This is a genomic window from Stenotrophomonas sp. (assembly GCF_032103445.1).
In the GTDB taxonomy this organism is placed as follows: Bacteria; Pseudomonadota; Gammaproteobacteria; order Xanthomonadales; family Xanthomonadaceae; genus Stenotrophomonas.
On sequence record NZ_DAMDFR010000096.1, the window covers coordinates 1 to 10,252 of the forward strand.

Sequence of the window (10,252 nt, forward strand, 5' to 3'; positions counted from 1 at the left end):
CCTGCGGCGCGCGCGGGCCGGGCACGATGGCGGCCGGCTCGGCGTCCACCGGTGCAGCCTCGGCTGTGGCCGGGGTCACAGGTGCGGTGTCGGGCGACGTCCCATCAACGGGCGTCTTGGGCGGCTCTTCGCCGGGGAAAGGCAGGGAATTCTGGTTCGGCATCGGCTTCATTATGGCTTAGCCGGTGCGGAAGCATCGTCCTTGACGCTGGCGGCGGCCTCTGCTTCGGCTGCTTTTGCCGCATCCTGTTCAGCTTTTGCGGCATCGGCGGCGGCCAGCAGGGCGTCGGTGTCTTCCAGCACCCGGGTCAGGTACCAGTGGCCCTGGCGGCGTGTCATGCGCACCTGCGCGTCGATGGTTTCGCTGGCCAGCGGGTACTGGATATGGACCACGGCGGTGTCGCCGTCCTGGCTGACCAGCTCGCCGCGCACCTCGCGCAGGGAGGTGTCCAACGGCAGGCCATAACTGGCCAGCGCGGTCTTGACCGCCTTCAGGAACGGTCCCAGCTGGCGAAGGCTCTGCTCCATGCCCGCCGCCTGCAGCTGGGCGTCGGTGGTCAGCCCTGTGGTGCTGGCCGTGGCGGTCAGCAGGGTGATCGTGGTGGTGGCGCGCTGCTTGTCGGTGAGCGGTGCCGCCGCCGCCCAGCGGCTGAGCGCTTCCACCAGCTGCACGTAGTGCGCGCGCTCTTCCTCGCTGTAGTCGGCCTGATTGCGCAGGTACTGCACCCCGAACAGCCCCATCGAGTGCGCCGCCTGGCGCACGCCGGTGGCCTGCCCGGAGATCTGCGCCTTGAACGAGCGTTGCAGGCGCTGCGGGGCATCCGGCTGCGACAGGTTGGCCAGCAGCGGCAGCAGCTGGCCGTCCAGCGGCAGTTCGGTCAGCGGCCAGCGGCTGTGGCCGGCCGCCCACGCGGCCTCGAGCCGGGCGTACTGCGCCGGCGGCACCGAGGCGCGGGCGTAGGCCACCAGGTCATCATCGGCGACATGGCGGGCCAGCTGCTGCAATGCCGCCACCGGTTCGGACGCAGGCGCGGCCGGATCAATGGCGTCTTTCTTGCAGCCTGCCAGCACCACCACCCCACACAACGACAGCGACAACACCCAGTGGCGGCAGCGCCCCGGCATCAACGGCATGGACATGAATTCGGACTCCCCGGACCGGTCCGCATCTTGCCGCGAGGTGGACGGCGGCGTCTACCGCGCCGCCGTCCGGGGGCGACTCAGTCGCCGGTCCAGGTGGCCCGCACGAAGTCACGCACATGGCCGTTGGACAACCGTGCGTAGACCCCGGGCAGGCCCGGCAGGGCACAGCCTTCGCCCCAGCTGACCGTGCCCAGCACGGTCCAACGGCCCTTGCGCTGGACCATCAGCGGCCCGCCAGAGTCGCCCTGGCAGCTGTCCCGGCCCTCGGTGCCGGCACAGATGGCGGTGCCCGCCTGCAGGTCCGGGTAGGCCTGGGCGCACTGCTTGAAGCCCACGAACGGCACCTGCACCGTCTGCAGCACGGTGGGCAGCTCATCGGCGTCCATGTCGGTCACGCCCCAGCCGGTAACCGTAAACGACCGCCCCGGACGCAGGTAGGTGCCGTCCCCTTCCAGCAGGAAATCGACGGTCTGCGCCTTGCTCACCGGGCGCTTGAGCTGGACCAGGGCGACGTCATTGACCAGCGTGGTGGAGTCGTAGGCCGGATGCACATGGATGGCCTTGACGTTGGAGACGCGCCGGCGCGGTGCGGTGTCCAGGGTATGCAGCCCGGTGGCCGCGGCCAGGTCATTGGCGCGCACGTCGTCCACGCAGTGGGCCGCGGTCAGCACCCAGGACGGCGAGATCAGGGTGGCCCCACAGCTGTGCCGCAGGTGGTCCGAGTCGCCGCGGCGCAGGCGCTGCAGACTGACCATGAAGGGGTACTGGCCGGGCTCGGCATCCTGGCCGCCGATGATGCGGGGGGCGGCGGTATCCGCCGGGAGGTTCGGAACGGCGGGGGCCGACAGGGCCGACAGCGGGAACAGAGCAGTGATCAGCGCGGCGACCAGCGCCGGGCGGTAAGTGCGATGCATGCAGCAACTTCCTTTGCAGAATGGAATCGACCCTTGCCTCGCCGGGTGGGTGCGGGCGGGATCGGGGTCGATTCGACGGCAAAGGACACACGCAGAACTGCGAAGCCGGTCTCGTTTTTCGGCGAGGACGGGCCTGCAGATCGATTGATGGATTCAATACTGGATGCGGGTTCACAGCGGAACCGGGACGTGGTTCCGCCGTGTGGGACTATCCCTACCGCAGTGCGCTGCGGATCTCGTCCTGGATGGCCAGGGCGGCGGCACGCGGGTCGGCGGCCAACCGGATCGGACGACCGACCACGATCGCATCGGCTCCGTCAGCAAAGGCCTGGGCCACGCCCACGGTGCGCTTCTGGTCATCGCCCACCGGACCGCCGGGGCGGATGCCGGGGCAGACGATGGAGAAACCGGTGCCGGTCGCGGCGCGGATGGGTGCAGCTTCCTGGCCGGAGGCGATCACCCCGTCGATGCCCGCCGCTTGCGCGGCCAGCGCGCGCTCGACCACCACCTGCACCGGTTCGCGGTCGATGCCCATGCCGCGCAGGTCGTCGTGGCCCATCGAGGTCAGCACGGTCACCGCCAGCAGGCGCATGTCGCTGGTATTGGCGGCGGCGCAGGCTTCCATCATGGCCGGGTGCCAGCCGTGGATGGTGGCGTAGCTCACCGGCCACTGCGACAGGCGCTTGATCACGGCGGCAGCGGTGGCGGGAATGTCGAAGAACTTCAGGTCGACGAACACGCGCTTGTCGCGTGCAGCCAGCGCGTCGAGCACCTGGAAGTACTCGCCGGACGCCAGCAGTTCCATGCCGATCTTGTAGAACGACACCGAATCGCCAAGTCGGTCGACCCAGGCCAGCGCTTCCTCCTGGCCGGGCACGTCCAGGGCGAAGATCAGGCGCTCGTCGTCACGCAGCGGCAGCGGTGCGCGGCTCACGGCGCGTAGTCCAGGGCAGCACGCTTGGCGTCATGGCGGGCCTCGCGCGACTGGCTGTAGTCGTTGTTGAACTGGGCCGGCTCATAGCCACCGTAGCTCGGGTTGGGCAGCATCCACCAGCGCTCGCCGAACCAGTCGTGATACTGCTGCTGCAGGGCGTCGCGCGCCTCATTCGTATTGGCGGTAACTTCCACGAAGTCACCCAGCTGGTCGCCGAACTGCATCAGCACGCGGTACTTCTGCCCGGCGAGGCGGCGGCGGCAGTTCTTCTCACTGCCGTTCTGCTCGCAGCCTTCCACTACCGTGCCCAGACCGAGGAACACGCTGTCGTCGGCCACCGGCAGTCCTTCGCTGCGCAGGTTGGCCAGGGTGGCTTCCTTCAGGTGCACGGCACGGTTGGAGATATACAGCAGGGTCACGCCTTTGGCGTTGGCGGCCTTGGCGAAATCAACCACGCCCGGAATCGCCTTGGCCTTCTTCTCGGCGACCCACTGCGCCCAGGTCACTTCGTCGTATTCCTTGCCGTCGCGGACCAGGCGCGCCTGGTAAGGCGAGTTGTCCAGCACGGTCTCGTCCACGTCCAGCACGACAGCCGGCTTCAGGCCCTTGGCGTCGTTGCCGCGTTCTTCCGGCACCAGTGCGTCCCAGTTGGCTTCCTTCAGCGCCTTGTCCAGGTGGTCGGCGGCCGAGCGGTAGGTCTGCTCGGTGATCGCGCGGTATTCCTGCGAACGCTGCATCCACAGCACCGCGTTGAGGTTGTCGTTGGCGGTGGCATCGGCCGCCTCGGGCTTCGCCGCAGCAGCCGCCGGGGCGGCCTCGGCCGGAGCAGCGGGGGTCTCGGTGCGCTTGCAGGCGCTCAGCGCCATCACGGCGCAGGCAAGAACGGACAGGGAAACGGCAGCAGAACGACGCATGTGGCTCACCAGCAACAGATTCGCGCCAGTTTACCGGGTAAGGCCGTGCGGTTCATGGCCGCTGCGGGGCTCGGCTATGCTGCACGCCCCTGAACGCCCCGGAGCGCACCCGTGAACGACGACACCCAGACCCCCGCCCTGCCCGTGCTGAACGCGGCCCAGGCCCGTGCGCTGGGCTGCCTGATCGAGAAGGAGGCCACCACCCCGGACGCCTACCCGCTGACCGTGAATGCCACCCAGGTGGCGGCCAACCAGAAGACCGCGCGCGAGCCGGTGATGCAGCTGTCGGCCGGGGACGTACACCATGCGCTGCGCCAGCTGGAGGGGCTGGGCCTGGCCCGGCAGCAGTTCTCCTCGCGGGCCGAGCGCTTCGAGCACCGCGCCGGCAGCGCGCTGGACCTGACCCGTCAGCAGTTGGCCCTGCTGGGTCTGCTGCTGCTGCGCGGGCCGCAGACTACCGGTGAGCTGCTGACCCGCAGCGAGCGCCTGTTCCAGTTCCAGGACGCCGACGAGCTGCGCCACCACCTGGAGCGGATGATCCAGCGCGGGCTGGCGGTGCAGCTGCCGCGCGCCAACGGCCAGCGCGAAGACCGGTTCATGCACCTGCTGGGTGGGCCGGTGGATGTGGTGGCGCTGGCGGAGGCGTACAAGGCTGCGCCGTCGTCAGGCGGTGCCGGGAATGCCGGGTTGGAGGCGCGGGTGGCTGAGCTGGAGGCGACTGTGGCGGAACTGCAGGCGCAGGTGGCGGAGTTGCTGGGGCGCGGTTGATTCTGGCAGCGCGCAGCCACGCAGGGCGTGGCTCTACGGGACGATGACGGTGTGCGATGGACGCGCATGGCGCGTCCCTACGCAAATCACCCCAACGCCAACGCCCCCGGGGTGGCGAATACCAACACCTCTTCGTCTACCGGCGGTGGCAGGCGCAACCGACCGCGCGGCTCCATCCCCAGCTTCTGCAACAGCGCCGCCGAGCGCGCGTTATGCGGGGCCACGATGCCATACAACTCCGGATACCCCAGCCGGTCACGGGCGTAATGCTGCACACCGCGTGCCGCCTCGAACGCATAGCCCTGCCCTTCATACTGCGCCTTCAGCGCATAGCCGATGTCCGGCCCCGGCAACTCCGGTCGCTTCACCAACCCGGCATTGCCCAGCCACGCACCGTCGCTGCGGCGGATGATCGCGTACATGCCAAAGCCATTGAGCGTGTAACTGCCCAGCACGCGCTCGGCAGTGTAGTCACGCGCCTGTGCCAGCGTGCGCACGCCGCGGTCGGCGATGTTGCGGATGAACCCCGGCTCATTGAGCAGGGCCAGCATGTCGGCGGCGTCGTGATCGGGGTCGATCAGGCGCAGGTGCAGGCGGTCGGTCTGGATCAGGGCGGACATGCGGGTACCAGGCGTAATGACATCCCATGGATTGTGCATGGAATCCGGCGGTGCCGGGCAAGCCCGGCACTACGTCAGTCGAACAAGGCCTGGATAGCCGCCAGCCCAGCATTGGCACGCTCTTTCTTGCGCGCCGCATCGGCGACGGGATCAGCCCCATCGCGCTGCATCTCCTCGGCCGGAATCTCGTCGAAGAACCGGCTGGGCTTGAGCCGCACATGCTCACCGAACTTGCGGGTGAGCTTGCTGTAGCTCATCCACAGCTGCACCTTGGCGCGGGTGATACCCACGTACAGCAGCCGGCGCTCTTCCTGCAGGGTGCCTTCGTCCAGGCTGACCTGGTGCGGCAGCACGCCGTCCTCGCAGCCGACGATGAACACGTACGGGAACTCCAGGCCCTTGGACGCGTGCAGCGTCATCATGCGCACCTGGTTGCCGCCATCGTCTTTGTCGTTGCGCGACAGCAGCGCCAGCTGTGCGGCCAGGTCGGCGGTGGACGCGCCACGCGGGCCGCCCTCGAACCACTGCGCCAGCTCTTCCAGGTTGCCCAGGCGGCGCTGGTAGGTGGACTCTTCCTTGCAGCTGCTGCGCAGTTCCGAAACCAGCCCGGAATCCTTCACCAGCTTGCGCACCAGGTCGCCGGAGCTGAGCTGGGGCATGCCGGCGCGCAGGTCGCGCAGGATGTCGGTGAAGCGGCTCAGGCTGTTGGCCGCGCGCGGCGGCAGTTGTGCCAGTGCGCCGAGCGCTTCGGCCGCCTGCGCCATCGGCATGTCCTTTTCCGACGCCAGCTCGGCCAGTTTGGCCAGCGTGCCCGCGCCCACTTCGCGCTTGGGCGACTGCACCGCCCGCATGAACGCGGTGTCGTCATCCGGGTTCACCAGCAGCCGCAGCCACGACAACGTGTCTTTCACTTCCTGGCGTTCCAGGAACGCGGTGCCGCCGGTGATGTGGTAAGGCGCGCGCACCAGCTGCAGCGCTTTTTCCAGTGGCCGCGACTGGAAGTTGCCACGGAACAGAATGCAGAAGTCGCTCCACGGAATCTGTTTCGACGTCGCCAGATAGGAGATCTCGGCGGCGACCTTTTCCGCTTCGTGCTCGCTGTTGCGGCATTCCCACACGCGGATGCGCTCGCCGTCGGCCTGGTCGCTCCACAGCTTCTTCAGGTGCTCGTGCGGGTTGTTGGCGATCAGCGCGTTGGCCGCGCGCAGCACGCGGTTGGAGCAGCGGTAGTTCTGCTCCAGCTTGATGATTTCCAGCGCGGGGTAGTCGCGCGCCATCTGCTGCAGGTTTTCCGGGTTGGCACCGCGCCAGGCATAAATGGACTGGTCGTCATCGCCCACGCAGGTGAAGTTGCCCGCGCTGCCGGCCAGCTGCTTCAGCAGCCGGTACTGGGCGTCGTTGGTGTCCTGGCATTCGTCGACCAGCAGGTAGCCGATGCGCTCGCGCCAGGCCAGCGCGATGTCCGGGTGTTCTTCCAGCACCTGCACCGGCAGGCGGATCAGGTCATCGAAGTCGACCGCGTTGAACGCGGTCAGCCGCAGCTGGTAGCGCTCGTACACACTGGCCGCTTCTTTCTCGCGGTTGCTGCGCGCAGCCGCCATCGCCTGCTCGGGCGACAGCCCGGCATTCTTGGCGCGCGAAATCAGGTTTTTTACATCCTCGATGTCATCGGGCTTGGCCCCGTACATCAGGTCCTTGACATGCGAGGTGGCGTCGTCGGCATCGAAGATCGAAAAACCGCGCTTGAGTCCCACCGCCGCGTGCTCGATCTGCAGGAACTTCAACCCCAGCGCGTGGAAGGTGCAGATGGTCACCTCATCGGCGTCGTCGCCGTGCAGGCGCTTGCCCACACGTTCACGCATTTCCTTGGCCGACTTGTTGGTGAAGGTGATCGCCGCGATGCGCCGCGCCGGGTAGCGCTTGCTGGCGATCAGCTGGGCGATCTTTTCCACGATGACGCGCGTCTTGCCGCTGCCCGCGCCAGCCAGCACCAGCAGGGGACCTTCGCAGTGCAGGACCGCGGCGCGTTGAGGGGGGTTGAGACCGTGCATGCCTTCTCCGTGGAGCCCGGCATTGTACCGGGGTCGCCCGCCCCGTAGAGCCGGGCTTGCCCGGCTGAACAGCCAGACTGAACAACCACCCGCCAGCCGTTTAAAATCCCCGCCATGGCCAAGCTCTACTTCTACTATTCGGCGATGAACGCCGGCAAGACCACCACGCTGCTGCAGTCGGCGCACAACTACCGTGAGCGCGGCATGCGGGTGGCGATCCTGACCCCGCGCCTGGACGACCGCGCCGGGCGCGGCGTGGTGGCCTCCCGGATCGGGCTGAAGGCTGACGGCATCGCGTTCGACCGCGAGACCGATCTGGAGCAGCTGATCCGCCAGGACCTGGAGGCGCACGGCCCGCTGGGCTGCGTGCTGGTCGACGAGGCGCAGTTCCTCAGCCGCAGCCAGGTCTGGCAGCTCAGCGAGGTGGTCGACCAGCTGCGCATTCCGGTGCTGTGCTACGGCCTGCGCACCGACTTCCGCGGCGAGCTGTTCGAAGGCAGCCAGTACCTGCTGGCCTGGGCCGACGAGATGCAGGAGATCAAAACCATCTGCCACAGCGGCAAGAAGGCCACCATGACCGTGCGCGTGGACGAACACGGCCACGCGGTCCAGGACGGCCCACAGGTGGAGATCGGTGGCAACGAACGCTACGTGTCGGTAAGCCGGGCCGAGTTCAAGAAGATCACGCGCGGCGAAGGCCGGGTAGACCCGGCGCAGGCGCAATTACCGATTTGATCCGGTTACCCGGTCAATACAACGTGCGCTCCGGCGCACCCGCCGGCGGCGGGTTGTACTGATACAGCCACGTCTCCGTCAGCGTCTTGCCACCACTGCGCAGATACAGACGGATGTCGATCTGGTCGGTGCTGTTGTCGGGCGGCACCAGGTCGAACATGGCGCGGTAACCCTTGATCTCACGCAACGGACGCGCCGAGACAATCTCGGTGCGGCCACGGCTGGTCTGCACCACCGCTTCCACTTCGCCCTTGTCGATCAGCGCGGCCAGCTCGCCGCCTTCGAAATCCACTGCGAAGCGCCACGAGAAGTACTCGCGCTTCTTGCCGATCACCCCGCCCAGCCCGGTGCGGGTGGCCACGGCCTGGGCCAGCGGCGGCCGTGCCGGCGGTTCCGCGCCCCAATACAGGCGGTAGCCCAGCAGCATTTCCTGGCCCGGCTGCGGCTTCGCTTCCGGGTTCCAGAACGCCACGATGTTGTCGAAGGTCTCGTCCACGGTGGGGATCTCCACCAGCTGCACCGAGCCCTTGCCCCACTGCCCCTTCGGTTCCACCCACAGGCACGGGCGCTTCTCGTAGAACACGCCGTCGTCCTGGTAGTGGTCGAAGTTGCGGTCGCGCTGCAGCAGCCCGAAGCCCTTCGGGTTGTTGTCCACGAACATGTTGAAACGCAGCTGGCGCGGATTGCTCAGCGGCCGCCAGATCCACTCGCCAGCCCCGGTCCACATCGACAGGCCGTCGGTGTCGTGGATTTCCGGACGCCAGTCCCACGCCATGCGGCGGTCGTTCTCGCCGACCTGGTACATGCTGGTGCAGGGCGCAATGCCCAGGCGCTCGATGGTCTTGCGCGGATACAGCGCCACGTCCACGTCCATCAGCAGGACGTCGCCGTTGGTGATGGCGAAGCGGTAGGCACCGGCCACGCTGGGCGAATCCAGCAGGGCGTACACCACCAGGGTGTTGGAGTCCTTGGCCGGCTGCTCCAGGAAATAGGCGATGAAGTCCGGGAACTCTTCCGGGCGGTCCATGCCGGTGTCGATGGCAAGGCCGCGCGCGGACTGGCCGTACTGGCCTTCCTTGCCGACCGCGCGGAAATAGCTCGCCCCCAGGAACGCGGCGAAGTCGCGGTCAGTGTCCTGGCGGGTGTTGAGGCGGAAGCCGGCAAAGCCCAGGTCGGCGGGCAGGTGGCTGCCCTTCAGACCGCTCTTGCCGTAGTCGAACGCGGCCGGGTCATAGGCCAGTTCCTGGGCCATGCCGTCGACCACGTCGAACATGCGCACCGGCGAGTGGAAATACAGGCCCAGGTGGAAGAACTTGGCCTGGAACCGACCTGGCTGGTCGGCCCACAGCGCGTGGTCCTGGCGGTAGCGGATCGACTGGTACTGGTCCCAGTCCAACGCCTCCAACGGCCCCGGCAGGGTGCGCCGGTGGCTCTTGTACGCCGCCTCGGACAGCGCGCGGGCCTGGCCCTTGAGCGTGGCGAAGTCGAACGGCTGCGGCTGGCCGAGGCGGCGCAGGCCCACCTGGTTGCCCTGCGCGGCGCAGGCCGGCAGCGCGGGAAAACCAATGGCCGCCAGGGCCAGGGAAGCGTTGCGGATGAAGTCGCGTCGTTGCATGCAGGGCAGCAAAGGCAGATAAGGGCCGGCCATCATAGGCACGCGAACGTTAAATCGCCGCTGTGATGAATGGGGAGCGTTCAGTCTCGCGACGCGACCGTGTGCAGCGCCCTGTCGCCGCAGTCGCCCAGGGCCAGCTCGATGCTGCGCGCCACCCGGCCGCCCTCCGGTCGCAGCCTGCGCACATCATCACGCAGCTCGAGCAGGGCCGCGCGACCACGCGGCGGGGCCTGGCTGCAGCGCAGTTGCCCCTGCAGCAGGCGGGCGCGCCAGCGCAGCTGCTGCGACCGCGGATCGCTGCCAGGTACGGCCACCACCTGGGCCAGCACGCGCTCTGCTTCCACGCTCTGCCCCAACCGCACCAGGTTGCGCGCCCAGGCCAGCTGGACGGCGTGTTGCTGCAACGTGGCCTCGGGCCCGCCGCGCGCTGGACGCGCCATCAGCCCAGCCAGGCGCTGCCCGGCATCCACCGGGTCCACCCGGGCTCCGAGGATGTCAGCCATGCGCCAGTCCGCTCGCTGCACCATGGGGTCGTCTTCGCCGCGCTGCGCGGCCAGC

Annotated in this window: 10 protein-coding genes; 2 read left to right on the forward strand and 8 right to left on the reverse strand. The window is 68.2% G+C overall.

Annotation, left to right across the window (positions count from 1 at the left end):
* Positions 1–171: 171 nt before the first annotated feature.
* From RT551_RS20100 to RT551_RS20115, 4 genes are all read right to left on the reverse strand, one after another.
* Positions 172–1,140 (reverse strand): hypothetical protein, encoded by a 969-nt coding sequence (locus tag RT551_RS20100; RefSeq protein ID WP_313461795.1) that lies wholly within the window; start codon positions 1,138–1,140, stop codon positions 172–174.
* Between the two features lie 80 nt (positions 1,141–1,220).
* Positions 1,221–2,057, reverse strand: coding sequence for a serine protease (locus RT551_RS20105; RefSeq protein WP_313461797.1), 837 nt, complete (start codon positions 2,055–2,057; stop codon positions 1,221–1,223).
* Positions 2,058–2,271: 214 nt separating this feature from the next.
* On the reverse strand, positions 2,272–2,991 hold the full coding sequence (gene pyrF, locus RT551_RS20110) for an orotidine-5'-phosphate decarboxylase (protein WP_313461799.1): 720 nt from the start codon (positions 2,989–2,991) through the stop codon (positions 2,272–2,274).
* Complete coding sequence (locus RT551_RS20115; RefSeq protein WP_313461801.1) at positions 2,988–3,905, reverse strand: 5'-nucleotidase, lipoprotein e(P4) family; 918 nt, start codon at positions 3,903–3,905, stop codon at positions 2,988–2,990. The genes pyrF and RT551_RS20115 overlap by 4 nt, the downstream gene beginning before the upstream one ends.
* A 111-nt stretch (positions 3,906–4,016) precedes the next feature.
* Between RT551_RS20115 and RT551_RS20120 the strand changes: the two genes are divergently transcribed.
* On the forward strand, positions 4,017–4,673 hold the full coding sequence (locus RT551_RS20120; RefSeq protein ID WP_313461803.1) for a DUF480 domain-containing protein: 657 nt from the start codon (positions 4,017–4,019) through the stop codon (positions 4,671–4,673).
* A gap of 86 nt (positions 4,674–4,759) precedes the next feature.
* Here RT551_RS20120 and RT551_RS20125 read toward each other — a convergent pair whose 3' ends face one another.
* The gene (locus RT551_RS20125; protein WP_312316301.1) at positions 4,760–5,293 is read right to left on the reverse strand and encodes a GNAT family N-acetyltransferase; all 534 of its coding nucleotides are present in this window, start codon (positions 5,291–5,293) and stop codon (positions 4,760–4,762) included.
* 74 nt (positions 5,294–5,367) lie between these two features.
* Entirely contained in the window at positions 5,368–7,344 is a 1,977-nt protein-coding gene (locus RT551_RS20130; RefSeq protein WP_313461805.1) for a UvrD-helicase domain-containing protein, read from the reverse strand.
* A gap of 114 nt (positions 7,345–7,458) precedes the next feature.
* On the opposite strand from RT551_RS20130, the gene RT551_RS20135 reads away from it, so the two are divergent.
* Entirely contained in the window at positions 7,459–8,079 is a 621-nt protein-coding gene (locus tag RT551_RS20135) for a thymidine kinase (RefSeq protein ID WP_313461807.1), read from the forward strand.
* 13 nt (positions 8,080–8,092) lie between these two features.
* On the opposite strand, the gene RT551_RS20140 is transcribed toward RT551_RS20135, so the two are convergent.
* Complete coding sequence (locus tag RT551_RS20140; protein WP_313461810.1) at positions 8,093–9,694, reverse strand: glucan biosynthesis protein D; 1,602 nt, start codon at positions 9,692–9,694, stop codon at positions 8,093–8,095.
* An 80-nt stretch (positions 9,695–9,774) separates the two neighbouring features.
* On the reverse strand, positions 9,775–10,252 hold a 478-nt coding region (locus RT551_RS20145; protein WP_313461812.1), incomplete at its 5' end, for a hypothetical protein.

Bases quoted from the DNA above. Each gene is read 5' to 3' on its own strand.
- RT551_RS20100 (WP_313461795.1), bottom strand. From the start codon at position 1,140: ATGTCCATGCCGTTGATGCCGGGGCGCTGCCGCCACTGGGTGTTGTCG.
- RT551_RS20140 (WP_313461810.1), bottom strand. From the start codon at position 9,694: ATGCAACGACGCGACTTCATCCGCAACGCTTCCCTGGCCCTGGCGGCC.
- RT551_RS20135 (WP_313461807.1), top strand. From the start codon at position 7,459: ATGGCCAAGCTCTACTTCTACTATTCGGCGATGAACGCCGGCAAGACC.
- RT551_RS20130 (WP_313461805.1), bottom strand. From the start codon at position 7,344: ATGCACGGTCTCAACCCCCCTCAACGCGCCGCGGTCCTGCACTGCGAA.
- RT551_RS20115 (WP_313461801.1), bottom strand. From the start codon at position 3,905: ATGCGTCGTTCTGCTGCCGTTTCCCTGTCCGTTCTTGCCTGCGCCGTG.
- RT551_RS20105 (WP_313461797.1), bottom strand. From the start codon at position 2,057: ATGCATCGCACTTACCGCCCGGCGCTGGTCGCCGCGCTGATCACTGCT.
- RT551_RS20125 (WP_312316301.1), bottom strand. From the start codon at position 5,293: ATGTCCGCCCTGATCCAGACCGACCGCCTGCACCTGCGCCTGATCGAC.